This is a genomic window from Rheinheimera sp. UJ51, from assembly GCF_020819615.1.
In the GTDB taxonomy this organism is placed as follows: domain Bacteria; phylum Pseudomonadota; class Gammaproteobacteria; order Enterobacterales; family Alteromonadaceae; genus Alishewanella; species Alishewanella maricola.
This window is the reverse complement of record NZ_JAJHOG010000006.1, coordinates 108,204-131,148: the sequence shown is the minus strand read 5'-3', so window position 1 is coordinate 131,148 and position 22,945 is coordinate 108,204. Positions and strand designations below refer to the sequence as shown.

16 protein-coding genes are annotated in these 22,945 nt (G+C 47.1%); 3 read left to right on the top strand and 13 right to left on the bottom strand.

The window, feature by feature from the left end; genetic code table 11:
* Position 1: 1 nt before the first annotated feature.
* Together LMJ53_RS09875 and LMJ53_RS09870 are read right to left on the bottom strand one after the other, a co-directional pair.
* Entirely contained in the window at positions 2-817 is an 816-nt protein-coding gene (locus LMJ53_RS09875) for a DUF6689 family protein (RefSeq protein WP_229585899.1), read from the bottom strand.
* A 186-nt stretch (positions 818-1,003) separates the two neighbouring features.
* Positions 1,004-3,475 carry a S8 family peptidase gene (locus LMJ53_RS09870; RefSeq protein ID WP_229585898.1) on the bottom strand — a complete coding sequence of 824 codons (2,472 nt, stop codon included), beginning with the start codon at positions 3,473-3,475 and terminating at the stop codon, positions 1,004-1,006.
* A 410-nt stretch (positions 3,476-3,885) separates the two neighbouring features.
* Here LMJ53_RS09870 and LMJ53_RS09865 point away from each other — a divergent pair, with 410 nt between their 5' ends.
* Positions 3,886-4,962: an efflux RND transporter periplasmic adaptor subunit gene (locus LMJ53_RS09865; protein ID WP_229585897.1), complete on the top strand. Its 1,077-nt coding sequence runs from the start codon at positions 3,886-3,888 to the stop codon at positions 4,960-4,962.
* A complete protein-coding gene (locus LMJ53_RS09860; protein WP_229585896.1) occupies positions 4,959-8,039 on the top strand; it encodes an efflux RND transporter permease subunit in 3,081 nt (1,026 codons plus the stop codon). Before LMJ53_RS09865 ends, LMJ53_RS09860 begins: the two co-directional genes overlap by 4 nt.
* 12 nt (positions 8,040-8,051) lie before the next feature.
* On the opposite strand, the gene LMJ53_RS09855 is transcribed toward LMJ53_RS09860, so the two are convergent.
* The 11 genes from LMJ53_RS09855 to seqA all read right to left on the bottom strand — a co-directional run bounded on the left by LMJ53_RS09855 (position 8,052) and on the right by seqA (position 22,039).
* A complete protein-coding gene (locus LMJ53_RS09855) occupies positions 8,052-9,008 on the bottom strand; it encodes an FHA domain-containing protein (protein WP_229585895.1) in 957 nt (318 codons plus the stop codon).
* Positions 8,999-10,258: a S1C family serine protease gene (locus tag LMJ53_RS09850; protein ID WP_229585894.1), complete on the bottom strand. Its 1,260-nt coding sequence runs from the start codon at positions 10,256-10,258 to the stop codon at positions 8,999-9,001. Before LMJ53_RS09850 ends, LMJ53_RS09855 begins: the two co-directional genes overlap by 10 nt.
* A 98-nt stretch (positions 10,259-10,356) precedes the next feature.
* On the bottom strand, positions 10,357-10,854 hold the full coding sequence (locus tag LMJ53_RS09845; protein ID WP_229585893.1) for an energy transducer TonB: 498 nt from the start codon (positions 10,852-10,854) through the stop codon (positions 10,357-10,359).
* 188 nt (positions 10,855-11,042) lie between these two features.
* Positions 11,043-12,647, bottom strand: a complete 1,605-nt coding sequence (locus tag LMJ53_RS09840) for a dihydrolipoyllysine-residue acetyltransferase (RefSeq protein WP_229585892.1) — start codon at positions 12,645-12,647, stop codon at positions 11,043-11,045.
* Between the two features lie 10 nt (positions 12,648-12,657).
* Entirely contained in the window at positions 12,658-13,635 is a 978-nt protein-coding gene (locus LMJ53_RS09835; RefSeq protein WP_226751495.1) for an alpha-ketoacid dehydrogenase subunit beta, read from the bottom strand.
* The gene (locus LMJ53_RS09830) at positions 13,635-14,819 is read right to left on the bottom strand and encodes a thiamine pyrophosphate-dependent dehydrogenase E1 component subunit alpha (protein ID WP_229585891.1); all 1,185 of its coding nucleotides are present in this window, start codon (positions 14,817-14,819) and stop codon (positions 13,635-13,637) included. Before LMJ53_RS09830 ends, LMJ53_RS09835 begins: the two co-directional genes overlap by 1 nt.
* Before the next feature lie 144 nt (positions 14,820-14,963).
* Entirely contained in the window at positions 14,964-16,001 is a 1,038-nt protein-coding gene (astE, locus tag LMJ53_RS09825) for a succinylglutamate desuccinylase (protein WP_229585890.1), read from the bottom strand.
* Positions 16,002-16,104: 103 nt separating this feature from the next.
* Complete coding sequence (locus LMJ53_RS09820; RefSeq protein ID WP_229585889.1) at positions 16,105-16,974, bottom strand: hypothetical protein; 870 nt, start codon at positions 16,972-16,974, stop codon at positions 16,105-16,107.
* A gap of 144 nt (positions 16,975-17,118) precedes the next feature.
* On the bottom strand, positions 17,119-19,605 hold the full coding sequence (locus tag LMJ53_RS09815; protein WP_229585888.1) for a glycogen/starch/alpha-glucan phosphorylase: 2,487 nt from the start codon (positions 19,603-19,605) through the stop codon (positions 17,119-17,121).
* A gap of 204 nt (positions 19,606-19,809) precedes the next feature.
* Positions 19,810-21,459, bottom strand: a complete 1,650-nt coding sequence (gene pgm, locus LMJ53_RS09810) for a phosphoglucomutase (alpha-D-glucose-1,6-bisphosphate-dependent) (RefSeq protein ID WP_229585887.1) — start codon at positions 21,457-21,459, stop codon at positions 19,810-19,812.
* Positions 21,460-21,475: 16 nt separating this feature from the next.
* Entirely contained in the window at positions 21,476-22,039 is a 564-nt protein-coding gene (gene seqA / locus LMJ53_RS09805; protein WP_229585886.1) for a replication initiation negative regulator SeqA, read from the bottom strand.
* Positions 22,040-22,145: 106 nt separating this feature from the next.
* Here seqA and LMJ53_RS09800 point away from each other — a divergent pair, with 106 nt between their 5' ends.
* Positions 22,146-22,907 (top strand): alpha/beta fold hydrolase, encoded by a 762-nt coding sequence (locus LMJ53_RS09800; protein ID WP_229585885.1) that lies wholly within the window; start codon positions 22,146-22,148, stop codon positions 22,905-22,907.
* The last annotated feature ends 38 nt before the right edge of the window (positions 22,908-22,945 follow it).

Here is a 22,945-nt window from a genome sequence, read left to right as displayed (position 1 = left end):
TCTAAATCGCTAAACGTAGCGAATAGGCCAAAGTTTCTGCTGACGCAGTAAGCATGCCCGATACATTATCAATATCGCGGGCTGAGCGCCAAACATTGGGTATTTGCGCGGCATTAGCGTTACTGATCAGTTTTTGCAGTTTTTTGATTTCACTAAGTGCTTGCGGATAGCGCACAGCACCGCATTCACTTCGAATAATACTGACGCTTTGCTGTAAAGCCGTTAACAATTCGGGTGCAATCTGACTAGCAAAATTGTTGAGTTGTTGCTCCAATTTTAACGCTTTTTGATTAATAACTTGGGCAACCGGACGTACATCAGCCACGATTATAAAGTCAGATAAGTTACCGACCTGCCCCCTTGTACGAATACTACCCGCTCCGGTGGCCACGGTAATATCTTCAAAAGCCGCACCGTCGTGAGATTTATAAAGTCGTAATGGTGTATTTAAACTGTATTGCAAATTGTGCGTGTGCAAATCAATGACCAATGGCCCAGAGAAACTAAAACCACTGTTGGCCAGCGGCTCAATTCTTATCACCACAGGGTAAGCCGCTTGCAGAGAAATTAACTGGCTGGCAAGACGACTGCTGATATCGGCAGACAACGGATTAGCCACATAGGCGCTAATATTGATGTTTTGTGCGGTTAACCCCATCACATTTTCAAAGGTTAATGCCACATCCACTTCATAACCACCAGGCAACGTAATGGTGGTTTCCGCCGTATTGCCACTGATATGAACGGGGTACGTGCTGGCAAACAACGACATGCTGCTTAACAACATTAAAGATCCTAGCAGAATTGTTCTTAACATAATGACTCCGTTAATAGGCGATTACAGTGCAAACTGTCAGTTCGAGTAAAGCTTACTATGCATACTGCAGTATTAACACGAAGAAATGAATAGGGGATTTCCCCTAGGTCGATAATTACAGCGCCCACACTGTATTTATCGATAAAAAAAGGCAACCGAAGTTGCCTTTATCATCACGCTGTTCGCTTAGTTTAGATAATAATCCGTTAAGGCGCCTGCTGAAACCGCATATTCGCCGCGTTTTACCGCCCGAGCGGGTTCAAAATAAGCAACCAAGCGTGGTTCTAAATCAAATGGCCCTTGCTGTACTGCAAAACGCACATTCATCAAGCTCAGATCCAACGCAGTTTGCACATGGCCGCGCATAGCTACCGCAATATCTTGCGTATCCAGCACAGGCACCCGTTGTCCGCGATAGTCTACCGTGATCTCACCACTAAAGGCGGCCGCTTGTTGTTGTAAACCTAATGCTTGCACCATGCTATACGCCAAGACATCACGTGTTACGGCAGCGCCGGCATTAAATTTACCATTTTGCAGAGGTAATACCGGGCTTTGCTGTTGTACTCGATCTTTTAACGCACCACCGGTGGCCAATACCGCATCAGCAAAAGGTTTAACACTGGCCGAAATCGTATCTGCTGTGACAATAGCGGGCTCATTTAAGTGTGCCCGATATTGGCGAACTGAAGCACCCATCACTAAATATTGCGCTAAGTCGCCACGCTTTAAGCTGTGATCGGGTTTAAATACTTTGGTGTTAAAACTATCCATCAAGCGCTCATTCACCGCATATTGCACTGCATTTTCAGCTGGATGACCTTGCATATCATTTAAACCGGTATAGCCATCAGACAATAAAAAGGTAATGTTGCCATTGACAAACTCAGGCGCACCTGGTCCATTGGTTAAACCTAATGGATCCGGATTGACACCAGACAGGGAAGTCAAGCCATAGACCGATAATTTCCAAGTACCAGGGGTAGCGGGCGCAGAGACTTTGCTGACATCACTGAGTACCGGAGTAGATAAGCTACCTAGGTATTCTTCACCGGTTGGGCTAGTTAGTTTTAATTTTACGGTATTGGCTAACGGTGCCGCTGAAGCAGAAATTCTGATGACATCAGCACCGACTTCAAAAGGAAATACTTCTGGCTCACCCACTGGCGAATACAAGATGTTAAAAGGCACAGCGTTATCTGCTGGACGTATTAATGAATTGGCATTGAAAGTGTTAATATTATTAACCGTAGCACGATAGCCCTCTTTTTCACCCAAGGCTGCAGCCACAGCAGCATGCGCGTTGACATACCCCGTACCCACTTCAAAGCGCTCATAGCCAGGCATGTTGGTCGCCGTTTCCTGCAATATACGTTTTATATCCAGTGGTTGAAGATCGGGGTTAGCTTCTAACATTAAGGCGATAATGCCAGAGACATGCGGTGTTGCCATTGAGGTACCCGAGATCATGGTATAAAACGGTAAATACTCTGGTTCAATCGCCTCGATATCCGCATCACCACCATTCGCAGATAAATTTGTTTTAGCGCGGCTAGAAATAATATCGACACCCGGTGCGACTACCGTCACTTCATTACGATAAGTCCACTCACTGCCATCTGGCATAGTGAAATCGCCGGTTTCGAAACGCTCACCGCGTGAAGAAAAACCAATCAACTCACCGCTTTTTGTACCTGCACCGACAGAAATACCCCAAGGGATTTGTGCATAAGGGTTATGCGTGTCTTCACCTGGGCCTGAGTTACCGGCGGCAAATACCGTGGTGATTCCTAATTTGTACGCTTTATAAGAGGCAATACTAATGGGGCCGTTTGGATCATATTTACCACTGCTGCCCCATGAGTTGCTTATGACACGGATCGGGCTTCTAAAATCAAACACGCGGGTAATCGCGTAATCAAAGCCACCCAAGGCATCTAAAATGGCGATACCGCCACCTGAACCATAACCGACTAAATCAGCATCCACGGCGACACCTTTGTACTTGCCATCTGAATGACTGCCGTAGCCTGCCACCGTGCCCGCAACATGAGTACCATGTCCAGAGTTGGTATCAGTATTCAATTGATTCTCAATTAACACACCCGATACACCGGTTAAACTAATCGCTTGGGCATGCGTGACCGCTTGCACATTTTGTACAACTTTGTCGCCATAGGCTAAATCATCCAAGGTGGCATCAATACCGGAATCGTGAATCATCACGGTGACCCCTTTCCCGGTGTAACTTAACCCATTACGATCGATATAAGCTTGAGATTGCAGACGATCAACGCCGGTTAACTCGCGTGCCTCGGCATTAAAATAGTCTAACTTCGAGTTAAGAAAGACCGAGCGCACATCGCTCATCGCGCCAATTTGATTGATCTGCGCTGGGTTTACCAGCACACCAATAATCGGCAACGACTTAAATTGCACCGCTTGGGTTACGCCTAAATTGATTAAACGCTGTAATTGCGACGTATTTAAAGGGTCGAGTTGATCAAAGGTCACTACCACCATCATTTGTTCGGTGCTAGGTACTGTTTGCAGTTTTTCAGATAGCTGTGAACCGATAACAGCTTGAGCTGCTGCAGATAATGAAAAACCTGCCAGCGCCACGGTAAGTAAGGTATTGGTCAGTTTACGATAAAGCATAAGGCTCTCCTGGTATTTTAACTGTTGTGTCTTATGCACAACCTAGCCTTTACTGTGCCTTGCGCGATCAATCTTAAACATCGGGTGTATCCCCTAGCTCAATAGGTAAAATCCCCTAGCCAATCGGTATTTAACAACAAAACAAGGGCTTTACCGCTAGCCTTTTTGAAAACGTATCACCGCAATTAAAAGTGTTTGTGTGCAGCTAAACTCATTCAGTAAAAATAGAACTTACTGTTTTACCTGTATAAACATCACTTATTAGTCAGTCTGTTATTTTGTCTTTCTCATAACGAAAAATATATCGAGGAGTTTGACTTGCTCGTTGCTACGTTTTGTTACATTTACCTTTTGTGTAAACAGCTTAAAACTGATTAAATTAGCGGTAATATTGTTATAAAGAGCTGTTTATGCTGTTATCTCGCGTTAAGTCACCGTTATTCTTAGCTATCTTACTTACTCTGCTTTTAGCGCTCTGGTTAATCTTTGCGGATCATCGCCAAGCCGCCCAGCAAGCGCCAGAAGCCGCAGCGCCTACCCCCGCTGCTGCTTTTACCGTGCAAACACAGTTATCGAATGCCTCAGCCTACCCTGCAACGCAGCAGTTACAGGGGCAAATAATGGCTTGGCACAGTATTGACATAAAAGCCCAAGTTGCCGGACAGCTACTGCAATTAAACGTCGAGCAAGGCGATAAGGTCAAACAAGGGACAAAGCTACTGCAATTAAGTGATGAAGGACGCACCGCCCGCTTACAGCAAGCCAAAGCACTGTATCATTTACGACAAAGTGAACTGCAAAGCGCTCAACAATTAACCCGCCAACAATTTGTGAGTAAAACCGAATTAGCACGCTTACAAAGTGACTTAGCCAGTGCAGAAGCCAATTTAGCCGAGGCGGAATTAAATGTTGCCCACACTCAGCCTACGGCTCCCTTTGATGGTGTGCTAGCACGTCGTTACAGCGATCCGGGTAGCCGAGTGCAAGTTGGCGATACACTTTTTCAATTAGTGGATATCAGTCAATTACGCGTAACGGCGCAAGTGCCACAACAACGCGTAGCAGAGTTATCGCTGGGTCAAACCGTAGCAGTCAATTTACTGAACGGCCAACAGCTTAACGGCAGCCTCAGTTTTATTAGCCCCGTCGCTGATGCACAAAGCCGCAGTTATTATATTGAAGCTACCGTGGCGAATCCTCAGTTACAGCCACTCGCTGGTGCCAGTGCGACCTTGGTGATTGCCTTGTCGGCAGTGGAGGCTCATCAGATCTCACCGGCGTTATTACGACTTGACCCACAAGGTCGGCTTGGTCTTTACACGGTAGAAAACGGTATAGTGCAGTTTTACCCCATCAGTTTATTAAGCACCGACAACAATAGCGCTTGGATCACAGGTCTGCCAGCACAAGTGGAATTGATCACACAAGGCGCAGGCTTTGTTGCAGTCGGCCAAGCCGTGACAGTACAGCGCGGAGTCAGCGAATGAGAGCGTTAATCGCCGCGGCGATTGACCGCAGTCGAGCCAGCATTATGCTGTTGCTGTTTATTTTTGCTGCAGGCCTAACCGCCTATATCGTCATCCCAAAAGAAGCCAACCCCGATGTTGCCATTCCGATGATGTATGTGTCGATGTCGCTCGATGGCATCAGCCCAGAAGACGGTGAGCGATTACTGGTGCGGCCGATGGAGCACGAATTACGCTCGTTAGAGGGCATTAAAAAAATGACCTCCACCGCCAGCGAAGGTCATGCCTCGGTGATGCTAGAGTTTGATGCGGGTTTTGATGCAGATAAAGCCTTGGCGGATGTTCGCGTGAAAGTAGATGCCGCTCGCGCGAAACTGCCAGCAGAAGCCAAAGAGCCCACGGTCAATGAAATCAACGTGGCGTTATTTCCGGTGCTGTCAGTTGGGTTATCGGGGCCCATCGCCGAAGAAGTTTTGGTGCGCATTGCCCGTGCATTAAAAGAGCAAATTGAAGCCATTCCGGAAGTATTAGAAGTCGACATTGGCGGTGATCGGGAAGATTTACTGGAGATTGTCGTCGATCCACAAGTATTGCAAAGTTATGGCCTGGATTATCAACAGCTGTTCTCGTTAGTCAGCAACAATAACCGCTTAGTCGCCGCCGGCAGTTTAGATACCGGTGCGGGGCGTATGGCATTAAAAGTGCCTGGGATCATTGAAGATCTTACCGATGTGCTGGCGATGCCGATCAAAGTCAGTGGCGATACGGTTATCACCTTTGGCGATGTTGCGACCGTCAACCGCAGCTTTAAAGATCCACAAGGCTTTGCCCGCATCAATGGCCAGCCCGCCGTGGTACTCGAAGTAAAAAAACGCAGTGGCGCCAATATTATCTCCAGTATTGAGCAAACCAAGGCGTTATTAACCGAGGCCAGCAAACAATTTCCAGAGGGGCTGCAAATAGACTACATCATGGATCAATCTGTGCAGGTTGAAACAATGCTGTCGGATCTGCTTAACAATGTGCTGACCGCCGTGGTGTTAGTGTTAATTTTGATTATCGCTACCATGGGGCTGCGCAGTGCCTTATTGGTGGGCATCACTATCCCTGGCGCTTTTTTTGCGGGCATTATGCTGATCTGGGCTCTGGGTTTTACCATGAATATTATCGTGTTGTTCGCGCTAATCTTAGTGGCAGGCATGTTAGTTGATGGCGCGATTGTCGTATCTGAATTAGCTGACCGTTTCAGTAAAGAAGGGCAAGATCGCAAAACCGCTTGGCTCAATGCCGCCGATAGAATGGCATGGCCTATCATCGCCTCTACCTGCACTACCCTTGCTGTGTTTGTGCCCTTGTTATTTTGGCCTGGCATGGTCGGGCAATTTATGAAATACCTACCGGCGACCGTGATTGTCTGTTTGCTAGCATCCATGGCGATGGCGCTCATTTTCTTACCGGTGATGGGTAGCCTTGGCCGTTATCGACCACCGGCACCCGATATTGCTGAACCGGCAAACCGTTTTAGCGCGGGCTATCGTCGTGCGTTAAGCGTGGTGCTACATTGGCCTGGTCGCAGCTTGGCTTTTACACTATCGGCGATTATTTTGGTGTATTTTGCGTATGCCAAATTTAACTATGGTACTGAATTTTTTCCTGCCGTAGAGCCAGAATCGGCGCAAGTCTGGGTGCGGGCACGCGGTGACATGTCCATTTTTGAAAAAGATGCTTTGCTGCAAAAAGTGGAGCAGCGTTTATTGCATTTACCTGAAGTGAAAGCCTTATATGCACGCTCAATGGCCAGTGCGGGTGGCGAGTTAGCGGCAGATGTCGTCGGCACCTTGCAGTTTCAATTTTTTGATTGGGATCAACGCCGCCCTGCGGCAGCCATATTACACGATATGCGGCAACTGACCGCCGATATCCCCGGCATTATGCTGGAGTTTCGCCAACAGCAAGAAGGCCCTGCTGCGGGTAAACCGGTGGAGTTATTAATTACCTCACAAGATCCAGCGCAAATTGATGCGGCAACCGCGTTGGTCATTGCCAACATGCAGCAACTCGGTGGTTTTGTCGATATTGAAGATGATCGTAACTTACCGGGTATCGAATGGCGGGTAGAAGTGAACCGCGCCGAAGCCGCCCGTTTTGGTGCGGATGTATTAACCGTCGGCAATGCCATTCAATTGGTCAGCAATGGCTTATTACTGGCTCGGTTTCGTCCTGAATACGCCAGTGATGAAGTCGATATTCGGGTACGCTTTCCTCATAACGAACGCTCGCTCAGCCAGTTAACACGGTTAACCGTAGCAACCACCTCAGGTCAGGTGCCGCTGAGTAACTTTGTCAATGTGGTGCCCTCCCCCAAAACCAGTGTAATTAAACGCGTTGACAGTAACCGTGCCATCACCATCAAAAGCGATTTAGCAGAAGGTTATCAGTTAACAGAACGTTTAAGTGCACTGCGCTCTGCCGACATTACGCTTCCCGACGGGGTGATGATTCAAACCGCCGGTGAAGATGCCGATCAACAAGAAACCATGAGTTTTTTACTGGGCGCTTTTGTGATTGCTATCTTTATTATGCTAATGATTTTGCTGGCGCAATTTAATAGCTGGTATCAAAGTTTACTGATTTTATCCGCCATTGTACTGTCTACCGCAGGCGTTTTGTTGGGTTTGCTGATCAATGGCCAAAGTTTTGGCATTGTGATGGTGGGCATGGGAATTATTGGTTTGGCCGGTATCGTGGTAAACAACAATATTGTGTTAATTGATACCTACAACCAATTTCGCGCGGAAGGCCATACTGCGGTCAGTGCGGCGTTAGAAACAGGCTGTTTACGCCTAAGGCCGGTGTTATTGACGTCAATTACCACGGTGCTGGGCTTAATGCCGATGGTGCTATCAGTGAATGTTAACTTACTGGAACCCAGTTTAGGTTTTGGTGCCCCCTCGACCATGTGGTGGACACAGCTATCGAGTGCCATCGCCGGAGGTTTAACCTTTGCCACGATATTAACGCTGTTTCTGACCCCCGCTCTGCTGGTGTTGGGCGATAAATTTCGCCGCAACCCAGCAATAGCAACCACGGCAGAATAACAAATTCTACGCTTAAGGTTGTTTCGCCGACTGTGTCGCCTTGTCAAACAAGCTGGCACTGTCGGTTAAAAACATTTCTGGATTTTTGGGCGTACTAATGAGCATAGGTTGTGACAATAATTCCGCTTGATACTGCGGCATTAATTGCGGCCCAGCCGCTTGCATGTAGGGTACTAACCAATAAGTACTCGCTAAGGCAATGGTTAACACTAGCTGTAAACTTTTACGTTGCATACCCGCCAGTTTAAAGCCATTCCAAAACAACACCACAAGCAGTACTGCCGGCAGCGTTAACTGCAACACCTCGACCAACACGGCCTGACTAAAGTTAAAACTTAACCAGCGGCTCAATTCTGACCAAAGCAACCAACTTGCGGTAATGAGCAGGATCAGCGTCACCTGCGGTCGAAAATTTGACTCTTGCGAGCGCAGCCGCGCCCATAACGCTAACAGTGCAGGCCACAACAACAAAGCCAATAAAATAAACGGAATACTTAATAACTGTCGATGCCAATTCTCAGCTGCCTCACCGATGGCACCCAGCCACATTTCATAAGAAAAGTACGCAGAAACCAACAACAATAATAAGATCAGCAAGGGTACTGACGATAATAATTGTAAACTGTGCCAGCCTTTAGCGAGTATGCGCGTTGGCGCGACACTGGCCGCCGCAAAAAACACCCGTAAACGTTGCTTGCCTAAGATAAATTCTTGGCCAGAATGCGGGATCGCGGTTTGCTGAATACGCTGCCCTGAGCTACTTAAAGTGCCATTTGCCGAATCCAGATCGCGCAACTGCCACTGCCCCTGCTCATCGCAACTGAGCATGGCATGCTCAGCGCAGCTGTGCGGATCCAGTAAGATAACATCGTTATCATAACTGCGACCAATCCGGATAGCGTTTTGAGTAAATTTATGGATCCCAATACTTTTTCCCTGATTATTTAACAGCTCAATAATTACTGCCATTTCACTGTCTCCATAAACTTACGGGTAAACGCATCGGCATTTTGTTGACTAACGCCTGCTAACGAAAAGTGACTCACAAAACCTTGTTGCTCAGCAGGCACGGTTCCAGCTAAAAACAACACATCAAATAGCTCGGGGTAATCTTTGTAGGCACGCACACAATAGATGGTGCGAGCTGCAACTTGCTTGTCGCCGACAATATCACTTAAGCAGCTATATTCGCCAACATCACGCACCGAAGCGCGATTGTCTGGGCGCATTTGTTTTAGTTTGTTCGCGTAATGATGCACGAATTTTGTCATGGCTAACGCCGAGCCATCAAACCACTCAAATTGCATTTGAATTTTGCCGGTGGTGAATTGATGGCTAATAAACACATCTTCCGACAAACCACAAAACGCGGCAGAAGCGCGAATTTCTTGCTCTACGCGGGGGGGATTAGTGCGAGCCCAACAAGTGATATAAGGCGCGATACTCTCTGGCACTAAACCCCGGCCTAAAGCTTTCATTTGCCAGTTAGCGTTTAATAAGGGTTCGAGCATTTGTTGTTGGTTGGCCAATAACTGTTGGCCAATTTGTGTTTTTAATAGCTCAACTGCAGGGACCTCGGCAGGCTGTGTATTCACCAGGGCTTTAACCTGCGCCATCGGCACCACAAAGCCTAATTGATTACCGCCGGTTGACACATTCACCCCAACCACTTGGCCAAGCTCGTTAACACTAGGGCCACCACTCATACCCGGATTAATCGAGCCCGTGACATGTAAACGCGGATAAAAGCTTTGTTGTTTCATGCCGTTATAGGTACCCGGCACCACTACCATGCCTAAATCATGCGGATTACCTAAACTGAACACCTCCGCGCCCTGCTCCGGTAAGGCATCGGCTAACGCAAAAAAATGTCCTACTCTGGCCGGGGCTTTCAACAAGGCTAAATCGTTTACCACATCCAGGGCTAAAATCTCTAATGGCTGTAAGCCATCATCACCAAACTTTGCCATTAATTGATAGCTATCTGGGGTGGCAACGCGGCTTGCAACCACATGATAATTGGTGATCACCAACTCGGGCGCAATATAAAAACCGCTGCCAATTGAGGTTTTGTGCTGAGTTTGTTTTTCAACGACCTGCACCTGCAGTAAGGCATCTTGATATTGGCTAAAGACCTGTTGCGCATTGTCCGCTTGTACCTGAAAGGCTGCCAAGCCGAAACAACACGCCATGCTAATGAAAAAACGCCTATAAAACATCCTGATAACTCCCGACATAACAAGATTTGACCTTAGCACTACCTATTTTTTTTACAAGCTTAATCTGCCGGTCATCACGCTAAACACGGCTATTCTCTTTAGAGATTCTTGATCCGATAACCAATGACCGGAAGTACATCCTCGCCTGGGCATTTCGATGGCGCAGCAAAAAAGGCTTCATTGCAGTGCCCACTGTTATCTTCTAAACAAAATTCAAAACGCACGGCGCTTTTCACCGGTGCATTGAGCAACCCTGCCGGTAAATGTTGCCATTGCCACTTAGCGATGGCTTTGCGCGCTTCACGGGCAAATCGATGTGAGGACGCATGCAACACCTGCACATCCGTTAATTGATTAGTGGGCGTCACCACATAAGAAAGGCTGGCACAACCCTCGGTACCCTCTATGGCTTCTTCGACCGGATAAAGCGGTTCAATCGGCTTGACCACCTGCCACGACGGCTGATTCAGCAAACCTGGCGTTAGCGGTAAATCAGAATAGGTTGAAGGCGCTGGGGTTTGGCAAGCACCGAGCATAAGTGCCGCGAGTATGATGCTGAGCTTGATACCTAACTGGAGGTTGCTAACAATAACCATTCTAGTTCCTTTAGATTAAATTCAAACAAACACTGACAACACGCTGTGATGACGCCTGATGGATAAAACATAAACAGTCAGCAATTTAACGCAACACCGCAAAAAAATAAAGTTTACATTTCAGTTTCAATTCACCAAAAACAAAACCCCAGCAAGCTGGGGTTTTAAATCGACTTAAAATGCACGGTTTAGCGCATAGCCACCAGCATACTGCTTGGCTGCTCTAAATACTGTTTCCACAAATTGGTAAAGCGTGCAATGGTACCACCATCTATAATGCGGTGATCGCCTGACCAGCTCACTTGCATAATTTGCCGAGCGACCACTTGGCCTTTGGCATCAAAGCGCGGTAAAGACTGCACCTTACCTAGGGCGACAATTGCCACTTCCGGTTTATTGATGATGGGTGTCGCTACTGTGCCACCAATGGCGCCAATATTACTGATGGTAATCGTGCCGCCTTTTAAATCAGCAGGACTCACTCGGCCTTCGCGAGCGGCATCCGTTAATTTAGTTAAGGCCTTGGCAATTTCCACAATAGACTTTTGCTCACAACCTTTAATATTAGGCACTAACAAACCGACTTTAGAGTCAACCGCAATACCAATATTGTGCGCACTAAAATAAGTTAACTCAGTGCAGTCGGCATTCGGCTGACTGTTCATTACCGGAAACTCATTGATCGCCAGCGATAAGGCTTTCATAAAGAACGGCATCATGGTCAGTTTCACGCCTTGCTTGGCATAGTGATCTTTTAACTGGCTGCGCAGGGCAATCAATTCCGTTAAATCAATTTCTTCGCAATAAGTAAAATGCGGAATAGTCGATACCGACTCGGTCATTTGCCGAGCCATGGCTGCTTTAATTCCCCGAATAGCTTCAACGCGATGAGTCGCTGATGCTGCTGGCGCTGCAGAGGCTGTCGTGTTGCTCACGCTGCTGGCGGTTGCTTGCGTCGTGGGCTTCGCCTCACCGGCAGTAAAGGCACGGACATCGTCTTTAAACACCCGGCCTTTATCACCAGAGCCGGGTACCATATGAATATCCACACCCAGTTCACGTGCTAAACGCCGCACCGCAGGGCTAGCTAAGGCTTTACCTTGTGGCGCCTGACGACTTACCGCGGCATGATTACTGGCTTTAGCCTGAGCAGTCACTTGGCTGCTGGTGGTGGCTGCTGGGGCTGCGGTAACCGCATTGCTGCTGTCAGATAGCGCATCCACTGCACGACTGATGGCAAATAACGGCGCATGCACCTTGGCAATCTCACCTTTGGCATAATACAGTTTACTGACTACACCCGAGTGTTTTGCCGGGATCTGCACTAAGGCTTTATCAGTCATCACATCACAAACCGGTTGATCTTCGCTGATGGTCTCACCTTCAGCAACTAACCATTCTACGATTTCACACTCGACAATACCCTCACCGATATCCGGTAAAATAAAGTCTTCACTGATCGTGCCATTGGCTTGTGGCGCAGCAGCAGGCTGAGCTGGGGCCGCTACTTGGGTGGCCTTCGCGGGTTCAGCATGGGCAGCGGTATTGCCATCGTCAGCAATCTCCATTGCAAATAATGGCGCATGTACCTTAGCAATCTCACCTTTGGCATAGTACAGTTTACTGACCACACCGTTATAAACCGCGGGGATCTGCACTAATGCTTTGTCGGTCATCACATCACAAACCGGTTGGTCTTCACTGATGGTATCGCCTTCAGCAACCAGCCATTCCACGATTTCACACTCAACAATACCTTCGCCAATATCTGGCAGAATAAAATCTTGTTTCATCCGGAGCTCCTTAGAAGTTAACCGAGCGTTTAATCGCTTCGAAGGTTTTCAGATGATCGGCGACATATTCTTTTTCTAGCGCCAGCGGATAAGGTGTATCCATACCGCACACCCGTTCGATGGGGCTTTCGAGGTGCAAGAAACAGCTGCCTTGAATGGTCGCGGCAATTTCACCGGCGAAACCACCGGTTAATGGCGCTTCATGGTTAATCACTAAACGGCCGGTTTTTTTCACGGATGCGGCAACGGTATCCGCGTCCCATGGCAGAATGCTGCGCAGGTCAATCACTTCACAGGAAATACCTTCGGCAGCGGCCATCTCAACGGCTTTTTGAATAATTTCCATTTGCGCGCCCCAGCCCAGTACCGTGACATCCTTACCTTGTTGTAGGATCTCCGCTTTACCGATAGGTAACTCATAATACTCTTCTGGTACTTCGCCAATGGAGGCACGATACAGTTTCTTCGGTTCAAAAAAGATCACCGGATCTGGACAAGCAATCGAGGCTAAGAGTAAGCCTTTCGCTTGATAAGGATCGCGAGGTACCACGATTTTTAAACCCGGGGTGTGCGCAAAGTAGGCCTCTGGGCTTTGGCTGTGGTAATGTCCACCAGCAATGCCGCCACCGTAAGGCGTACGGAACACCAAGCCACCGACATTAAATTCATTACCCGAGCGATAGCGAAACTTGGCGGTTTCATTGACGATTTGGTCAAAGGCGGGAAAGATATAATCCGCAAATTGAATTTCAGCGACCGGCTTCATGCCCTGTGCCGCCATACCATTGGCAAAACCAGCGATACCTTGCTCAGTCAGTGGCGTGTTGAAACAACGAGCTTTACCATACTTTTCTTGCAGTTTACTGGTTGCACGAAATACACCACCAAAGTGGCCAACATCTTCACCAAAACAGACCACGCCATCATCTTTAGCCATTGCCAAATCTAGGGCATTGTTAATGGCCTGCAACATGTTCATTTTTGCCATTAGTCTAATCTCCCCGCCGTGATCGGATACGCATCTGGATATTTCCGGATATGCTGTTTTAATTCGTCTAATTGTTGCTGTAATGCAGGAATAGGCTCGGCATAAACATCAGAAATTAAGTGTTCGATACCTGGTTTCGCCACTTTTTCAGCCACTTTAAGCGCATCTAAGATATCAATACGTAACTGCTCAGTTTGCGCTTTGTCGGCCGCTTCATCCAGCCAACCTTGCTGTAATAACCAGGCTTTGTAACGGGCGATAGGATCGTTCTTGCGCCATAAGGCTTCTTCTTCCTTAGAACGATAGCCACTTGGATCATCAGAAGAGGAATGGGCACCTAAACGGTATGCCATCGACTCAATTAAAACCGGCTCGTTATGCTTTAACGCATATTCACGGGCCATTTGCGTGGCCTTAAACACCGCCAGAATGTCGGCCCCATCAACACGAATCGACTTCATGCCATAACCTACCGCGCGACAGGCAATACCGTCACCGACAAACTGTTCATTCGCTGGCGTAGAAATGGCATAGCCATTGTTGCGACAGAAAAAAATCACCGGTGCTTTATGCACCGCTGCCATATTTAAACCGGCATGGAAGTCGCCTTCAGAAGCCGCACCTTCACCAAAATAACAAATTGTTACGGCTTCCAATCCACGCAACTTTTGCGCATAAGCGTAACCACTGGCCTGTGGGATCTGGGTGCCTAAGGGTGACGAAATCGTCATATAGTTGATAGCATTGCTACCATAATGCACCGGCATCTGCCGGCCTTTACCCAAGTCTTTCTCGTTGGAGAACAACTGGTTCATAAATTGTTCTAGCGTAAAGCCACGATAGCGCAAAGCACCTTGTTCGCGGTATTGCGCCATAATCATGTCAAGATCCGTTAACGCTGCCGCACTGCCGACAGTGGTTGCCTCTTCGCCTAAGCATTGCATGTAAAAACTGATGCGACCTTGGCGCTGTGCAGCCAACATCCTTTCATCTAACACTCGGATAAACACCATAGTGTCATACATTTTTAACGCGGTTGCCTTGTCTAACGTAGGTGCCTCTGCTTCTGCATAAAGGCTACCATCGTCTTTCAGGATCCTTAAGGTAGGGATTTTTAACGCGTCACTGGCAGTAAACTCTGCGCGATGCACCGTGGTAATGGTGGCGTTATTTGGATTGGTCATAAGGACTCTCTTGGTTGTAATGACTCGTTTTTCCGCTAGACTTTACCTTTACGTAAACTGCAATGCAACCGCGCGCTGGCATAAAAAAACCTAACAGCACACAGTACTGTCAGGTTATATTTACTGGCTAAGGCCGTTAAGACGTTAGATCAGGTTATGTTGAATGTCTGTGGGTACCACCATCAGCATAGCACGCTGCCCAATGGCCACTTTAGCGTTCGGGAAAATTAACGCCTCCCCCTCGCGCTCTACCCGATACTCTAAGTCACCATCGGTGGCCAATAAGCTACCTAACGGATAACTGGTGAAATTCTGGACATCGTCAGCAAAATGTAACTTGAAATCTTGAGTTTGCTTATTAATGGCGCGATACACTTCATAAAGATGAAAATCTTCTGCCGCAAAAGGTTTCGGCGCAGGTAAACGGTCGGTAATCAGTGCACGTAAGGCACTGTCTGCTTGGGCAAAACGTGACATATCATTTTGGCCAAACGGCTGCACTTTACCCAGTTCTATGGTGAAGGCATCCGCGCCATGGCTGTGCGACGCATAATAGCTAAAGGTACTGGCCGGCGTTTGCATCATCAGCACCGTGTGCACATCGCAAGCCGCCAGAAATTGTAACTGTTGTTTGCGCCAAGGCTTACCATGTAAAAAAGGATACACGGCGAACTTCTCAAAACGAGAGCCACGAATGGCGGTGTGTAAATCATATAAACAACGCGGCTCATTGGCCGGGGCGCCGTCATAAAATCGGGTAACATACTGCTCTAACGCTTGGGCACGTTGCCGCTCGGCGTTGATTAAACCCGCCCCCTTACTATGATGCCCCGAAAATAACCGATTTAAATTCTCAGTCACTTCACGGCGGCCTAAATTTATGGCGGCAGGATTAGCGAATAGCACTAATACCCGCTCAGTAGGTGTTAAATGCCCCTGTAAAATATCTTGCACGATAGCGGCACACAGTTCGATGGGAGCCGTTTCATTACCATGCACACCACAACTGAGAATAATATGCTGTCGAGCGGCTTGGGCGGGCTGAAAACAGATCACACCAGTATCCCAGATCTCGACAGTAACGCCTGAGCCTAATTCAAACTGACAAGGGGCTAAACCATTAGGATTGGCTAAGGTAAAAGCTAAAAAATCGCCGCTATGACGAAACTGCTCCATCATCATTGCTGTTACTCCTGTCGATAAAATGTTAATTCTTAGTAGTGTTTTTTCTGATAGTAACCCGAGAAAGCCTGATCACCAAACGCCGCGGTTAGCACGAAGCCATTTAAGGTTGTAAGGGGCTGGCATTATAAGCAGGATTGGCCAAATGCAGTTTATTAAACTCTAGGTAAGCAGCAGGATCTTGCCCTGCCCACAATTCCAGAATTTTAAGAAAGGCGGGATCTTGTCTTATTTGTGGCATTACCGCGTTGATCTCGGCTAAGACCGCTTGGCCCCATGCCGTTTTAGCACAGCCAATGGCACCAGGTATGTGCGTTTGATCGTTCTCTTGCAGTGGAGTTAACGTTAACTCGCTATCAAACACTTTATGAAAGTAATTGGCAATAATGGGATAATCCATCGTGTAATCTAAGCGATCTGCCACAATCATCTGCAGGATCGCAATAGCACCGCCACTGCCAGTTCGCGCGAGAAACGGTGGGGTTTTATCTAACAAGGGCTGCAAAATACTATAGCGCCGCCCCGCCGGATAACCTAAGCGGTAGTGTTTATCAGCCAATAAGGCGGTAAAAGCTAATGGATTACCATAGCGCAATTGTATCTGTGCCGCTTTGGCTTTAGTGGTGATCAGTTGATAAGGGTAATAGACATGGGTCGGTAAACTGAAATAGGCTCGCTCATCATGTTGGCCATGATAAATCATACAGGGGAAGCATAATTCGGATTGTTGTTTTAATAAACTACTGATGCGCGCTTGTGGCATTAACCACACTGAACGTTGTTTATCTGGCAAGGCGCGATGTACTGCATCCATTAATCCATCACACAAGCCTAAGCCTTGATAGGGCCCGTCAATAATATGAAAAGGCGGTGCATCATTGATGGCCCACTGCAAAGTGTTGGCCAATGACTCGTTAGCACTGGCCATTTTGCTAAAGCAGAAAAAGCATAATACCACGCAAAGAAAACGCATAAGCTCTCACACTACGCCATCGAACTTGGCGCTAGCATAAAAGAAAGCAAGACAAGTTTCGAGCATTAAATAAAAACGGCAGCGAAAAGCGCTGCCGTTTAAACTATGAAGAAACGCAATCAGACGTTTACTTTCTTTTTTCTCTTACTTTTTAATAATGTCGCAAGACTTCAGTTTCCACACCCGTTCAACATAATCGTTGATAGAGCGATCTGAAGTAAACTTCCCGACCGATGCGGTATTGATAATGGCTTTCTCTGCCCAGAGCGCAGGGTCACGATACCATGTATCGACTTTTTGCTGCGCCGCTAAGTAAGACTCAAAATCAGCCAATACTAAGTATGGGTCGTTACCATCTAACAAGCTGCGTTTAATTGCCGCTAACTCACCGGGTTTACCTGGCGTAAAGTAATCGGTTTCTAACCAATCCAGAATCGCTTTCAGCTCAGGGTTATTATGGTAATACTCGCTGCTATGATAGCCCTTCTGATGTAGCGCTTTTACTTCATCTACCGTTAAACCAAAGATCGCGATATTGTCTTCACCGACTTCTTCGGCAATTTCAATATTAGCCCCATCCAAGGTCCCTACTGTAATGGCACCATTTAACGCCAGTTTCATATTACCGGTACCCGAAGCTTCTTTACCAGCCATAGAGATTTGCTCAGAAATATCTGCTGCGGGGATCAGTTTTTCAGCCAAGGTGACGCGGTAGTTCGGCATGAACACTACTTTAATACGGTTTTTAACTCGCTTATCGTTGTTGATTTTTTCAGCGACTTTATTAATGGCATAAATAATGTCTTTAGCCAGCTTGTAACCGGGTGCGGCTTTAGCACCAAACAAGAACACACGAGGCACCATATCGTAATCTGGATTTTGCAAAATACGGCGATATAACGCCAAGATATGCAGTAAATTCAGATGTTGCCGTTTGTATTCATGTAAGCGTTTAATTTGCACGTCAAACATCGCGGTAGGATCAACATCGATACGCGTCAGTTTCTTAATCACCACGGCTAAGTCAGCTTTATTTTGCTGTTTAATCGCCATAAAGTTTTCTTGGAACTGCGGATCTTTGGCATGCTCAACAAGTTTTTGTAACTGATTCAGCTCTCGCGGCCAATCTGTACCGACAATCGTATCCAGCAACTTAGCCAAACGCGGGTTACATGACTTTAACCAACGCCGTGGCGTGACACCGTTAGTGATGTTGGTAAATTTATCCGGCCATAATGCCACCATTTCTGGGAAAAGATCGGATTGCACCAATTTAGAGTGCACTTCGGCCACACCATTCACTTTAAATGAACCCACAACCGATAAATGCCCCATCCTAACCATTGGCTCATGGCCTTCTTCGATAATAGACAATTTACGTTTTTTCTCGTTATCGCCAGGCCACAACACGTCTACCTGCTCTAACAAGAAGCGGCGGTTGATTTCATAAATAATTTCAATGTGCCGAGGTAATACTTTTTCAAACAATCTTACCGGCCAACGCTCTAGCGCTTCTGGCAATAAGGTATGGTTGGTGTAGGCAAAAACCTGCTGACAAATCGCCCATGCATCATCCCAAGCCATTTGCGCTCGGTCGACTAAAATACGCATTAATTCAGGAATCGCTACCGCAGGGTGAGTATCGTTTAATTGAATGACCACTTGTTTACCAAATTGGCTCCAATCATCACCGTGCCGACGTTTATAACGGCGAATAATGTCTTTTAATGAACAAGAACAGAAGAAATACTGCTGAATTAACCGTAACTCTTTACCGGCATCCGTTTCATCATTGGGGTATAACACTTTGGAAATATTTTCGGCTTCCACGTTTTCACGCGCAGCATCGATATAACCACCCGAGTTAAATACGTCCCAGTTAAAAAAGTCTGAGGCACGGCTTTCCCACAAACGTAACACGTTAACTGAGCTACCATCGTAACCAACAATAGGAATATCCCAAGGCACACCTTTGATAATACGCCCCGGGTGCCAGACTTTTTGCATTTGGCCTTGTAAATCAAATACGGTCTCGACATAACCATAAACAGCAATTTCTTGTACTGATTCTGGGCGACAGATCTCCCAAGGGTTACCGTATTCGCGCCAGCTGTCTGGACGTTCGATTTGACGTCCATCTTGAAAACTTTGCTGGAACAAACCGTTTTCGTAATGAATACCATAGCCAATGGCCGGATAATTTAAGGTGGCTAACGATTCGATAAAGCACGCGGCTAAGCGCCCTAAACCACCGTTACCCAGTGCCATATCTTCTTCTTGATCTTCCAAATCGGCAATGTCTAAGCCCAATTCAGATAAAGCTTGTTTTGCTTGCTCGTATAACCCAAGGTTATGCAGGTTATTACTGAACATACGTCCCATCAGGTACTCTAAACTGAAATAGTGGAGTGCCCGAGTATCTTTTTCATAGTGGGTACGTTGCGTTGTTCTTAAACCGTCGTAGATTTGTTCGTTGACAGCGGCACAGGTCGCGCGCCACCAAGCCTGATGACTGGCTTTATTAAGATCGGTACCTAAGGTGGAGTGTAAATGTTTAACAATGCGTTCTTTCAACTGCTCTGTGGCAGTTGCGGCAGACGCGGCCGCTTTAGCTGTAGTGGTTTTTTTCATTGCCAATCCTAAAGTTTTCCGCGTATTTCACGATTTCAATGCATATTTGTTGAAAAATTACTAAAACAATAGCCTATAAAGGTCGTTTTGGCAAAAAAAAAGTGCATCCTGTAATTAAATTACATAATCACGATTTTCATTTAAACCGCAGCAGGCAGGCAAATACGCGACAAAAGCGTGTTTACCTGCCTAAAGGGTGTAACACTACATTTTACTGAACACATCAGCCACAAAGGCTTTCGCATCCATTTCTAGCTGCTCTAAGTGGGCCTGATCAACAAAGCTTTCTAAGTATATTTTATAGGCGTTTTCGGTACCCGATGGCCGCGCAGCAAACCAGCCATTCTTTGTCACGACTTTAACGCCACCAATACTGGCATCGTTACCGGGTGCTTTCGTTAAAACCGCTAAGATGGCATCACCCGCTAAATGGGTGGCACTGACACTGCTGGTATCCAGATTCTTTAATGCCGCTTTTTGCTTGGCATCCGCCGGCGCATCTAAACGACGATACAACGGCGAGCCCAGCTCACGCGTTAACGCTTGGTATTGCTGATAAGGATCAACACCGGTTTTTGCCAGCATTTCAGCGGCTAATAAGCCCAGGATAAAACCGTCTTTATCGGTAGACCAAGCGGTACCATCATGGCGTAAGAAACTGGCACCGGCGCTCTCTTCGCCACCAAAAGCAATAGTGCCTTGGTGTAAACCCTCAACAAACCATTTAAAGCCAACCGGTACTTCTTTTAAAATACGGCCTTGTGCTGCAACGACTCGGTCAATTAGCGCACTGGATACCAAGGTTTTACCGATGGCCAGTTTGTCATCCCACTGCGGTCGATTCGCCAGTAAATAATTGATCGCCACCGCCAAGTAATGGTTCGGATTCATCAAGCCGCCACTGCGCGTCACGATGCCATGGCGGTCAAAATCTGGATCGTTACCAATGGCCACATCAAACTGATCTTTGAGTTTAATTAAATTCGCCATGGCATAAGCAGAGGAACAATCCATGCGGATCTTGCCGTCTTTATCTAACGACATAAAAGAGAATGACGGGTCAACTTTGTTGTTTACCACGGTAATATTTAAACCATAACGTTCAGCAATACGCGGCCAATAGGCAATACCGGAGCCCCCTAAAGGATCGACCCCGATCCGTATACCGGCTTTGGCAATGGCGGCCATGTCGATCACGTTTTCCAGGTCATCAACATAGTGCTGGATATAATCGATATGCTGGCAATAGCCTGATTGTAAGGCCAAGGCGTAAGGCATCATCCGCACACCGTCTAATTCGTTAGCCAGTAATTCATTAGCGCGTTGCTCAATCCAGTTTGTCGCATCGGTATCCGCTGGGCCACCGTGCGGTGGATTGTACTTAATACCGCCATCTTCAGGTGGATTGTGCGACGGTGTAATGACAATACCATCGGCAAGTTGGCCAGTAGCGCCTTTATTTTGCGTTAATATGGCATGCGAAATAACCGGAGTAGGCGTATAGCCAAGGCCTTCTTGAATACAAACCTGAATATTGTTAGCAATTAACACCTCTAAGGCACTGGCAAAGGCCGCTTCTGATAAGGCATGCGTATCTTTACCTAAAAACAACGGGCCCGTGATCCCCTGTGCTTTACGATAATCGGCGACCGCTTGGCAAATGGCTAAAACGTGCGGCTCGTTGAAAGAGCAGCTTAATGCGCTACCACGATGGCCAGAAGTCCCAAAGCTAACGCGGTGTGTGGCATGGCTATGAATATCGGGTTCTAGGACATAATAGGCCGTCATTAAGCGGCAAACATTCGGGATAAGTTCGTTAGGTACCGGCTGACCTGCCAGCGGATGTAATGACATAACCATTCCTTAATTATTATAATAAATCGCGAATACGTTCTGCGTCTTCAGCGCTATAACCCAGTTTGCTTGCCGTTTCTGTCAACATCATTTTCTTGCGAGTTGTGTTCGAGTTAGTAATCACCCAAAAATCCGTATTCGGAATTTGCTTAGGGTTAGTACTACTGCCACTTTCAGACAATTCCGCTGCTGATTTAGCAAAATACAGGCGATTGCGGCCTTTTATTTCCAACACATTGGGGAAGTCTTTTTTGTGCACTCGGGCTAACACCGACAACAAATACAAAAAACGGCCAACGATATTGTGCTCGGCTTGTAAATCAGCCGGCGTGACCAGATCAAAAATATTGCCTTGTTTCTCGGTACGCTTTGGCGGCTCGCTAACCGTTGCAACCGGAACCACTGGCTCTTCAGACTTAGCTTTGCTGAGCTCTGGCGAGCTGTCAAGGGATGCAGTGGAAGTTTTTAGCGGAGCACCAGGCAATAAACGACGCAGTATATCCGACGCACTTTCGCCAATCTGCAATGTCTGTGCCGCAATGTATTGATACAAATCGTCGTCAATTTCAATGGTTTTCATAGATTTAATCCGTTACCTCAAATTCAGGTCATTATATAAAGGCTTTGCCACTGACGCCAGTTCGCTGTTTTGTTAAAATAGCAGCAATTACGCAGATAGGATAATTATGATTTTACATTATCAATTAACAGGCCAAGGCCCCTTAGTGGTGTTGGTCCACGGTTTATTCGGTAGCTTAGAAAATTTAGGCGGTGTGGCGCGTGCGCTAAGCGAGCATTTTCAGGTGCTCAACGTTGATGTACGCAATCATGGCCGCTCTGCACATAGCGATGAAATGAACTATTCACTGATGGCAGCCGATCTGTCTGAAACCTTAGATGACTTAGGGCTGCGACCTTTTGCGCTGTTAGGGCACTCGATGGGCGGTAAATTGGCGATGGAATTTGCGCTGCGCCACCCTGAGCGACTCGACCGCTTAATTGTGGCGGATATTGCTCCGGTCAGTTACAGCGCTCGGCATAGCACGGTTTTTGCCGGCTTAAATCAGGTTGATCTTTTGCACATCGCCAATCGCGGTGAGGCAGACCAACAGATGGCGCAGCACATTGTTGAACCGGGTGTGCGGCAATTTTTACTGAAAAGCTTAGAGAAAACAGACAACGGATTCCGTTGGCGCTTTAACTTAGCCGCCTTGCAGCAGCAGTATCTGCAGCTGATAAACGCGCCGCAAGCCGGTGGCCAATTCAATGGAAAAGTCTTGTTTATCAAGGGTGCCGAATCGGATTATATTTTGCCAGAACATCGCCCAACCATCTTAGGCTTGTTCCCACAGGCACAAGCGAAGATTATTCAAGGCACGGGGCATTGGTTACATGCCGAAAAACCCAGTGCGTTTAATAAGCTGGTATCTGACTTTTTATTGACGTAACGCAGAAAACTTTTCACTAAATATGCTATGATGCGCGC

Bases quoted from the DNA above. Each gene is read 5' to 3' on its own strand.
- LMJ53_RS09875 (WP_229585899.1), bottom strand. From the start codon at position 817: ATGTTAAGAACAATTCTGCTAGGATCTTTAATGTTGTTAAGCAGCATG.
- LMJ53_RS09870 (WP_229585898.1), bottom strand. From the start codon at position 3,475: ATGCTTTATCGTAAACTGACCAATACCTTACTTACCGTGGCGCTGGCA.
- LMJ53_RS09865 (WP_229585897.1), top strand. From the start codon at position 3,886: ATGCTGTTATCTCGCGTTAAGTCACCGTTATTCTTAGCTATCTTACTT.
- LMJ53_RS09860 (WP_229585896.1), top strand. From the start codon at position 4,959: ATGAGAGCGTTAATCGCCGCGGCGATTGACCGCAGTCGAGCCAGCATT.
- LMJ53_RS09855 (WP_229585895.1), bottom strand. From the start codon at position 9,008: ATGGCAGTAATTATTGAGCTGTTAAATAATCAGGGAAAAAGTATTGGG.
- LMJ53_RS09850 (WP_229585894.1), bottom strand. From the start codon at position 10,258: ATGTTTTATAGGCGTTTTTTCATTAGCATGGCGTGTTGTTTCGGCTTG.
- LMJ53_RS09845 (WP_229585893.1), bottom strand. From the start codon at position 10,854: ATGGTTATTGTTAGCAACCTCCAGTTAGGTATCAAGCTCAGCATCATA.
- LMJ53_RS09840 (WP_229585892.1), bottom strand. From the start codon at position 12,647: ATGAAACAAGATTTTATTCTGCCAGATATTGGCGAAGGTATTGTTGAG.
- LMJ53_RS09835 (WP_226751495.1), bottom strand. From the start codon at position 13,635: ATGGCAAAAATGAACATGTTGCAGGCCATTAACAATGCCCTAGATTTG.
- LMJ53_RS09830 (WP_229585891.1), bottom strand. From the start codon at position 14,819: ATGACCAATCCAAATAACGCCACCATTACCACGGTGCATCGCGCAGAG.
- astE (WP_229585890.1), bottom strand. From the start codon at position 16,001: ATGATGATGGAGCAGTTTCGTCATAGCGGCGATTTTTTAGCTTTTACC.
- LMJ53_RS09820 (WP_229585889.1), bottom strand. From the start codon at position 16,974: ATGCGTTTTCTTTGCGTGGTATTATGCTTTTTCTGCTTTAGCAAAATG.
- LMJ53_RS09815 (WP_229585888.1), bottom strand. From the start codon at position 19,605: ATGAAAAAAACCACTACAGCTAAAGCGGCCGCGTCTGCCGCAACTGCC.
- pgm (WP_229585887.1), bottom strand. From the start codon at position 21,459: ATGTCATTACATCCGCTGGCAGGTCAGCCGGTACCTAACGAACTTATC.
- seqA (WP_229585886.1), bottom strand. From the start codon at position 22,039: ATGAAAACCATTGAAATTGACGACGATTTGTATCAATACATTGCGGCA.
- LMJ53_RS09800 (WP_229585885.1), top strand. From the start codon at position 22,146: ATGATTTTACATTATCAATTAACAGGCCAAGGCCCCTTAGTGGTGTTG.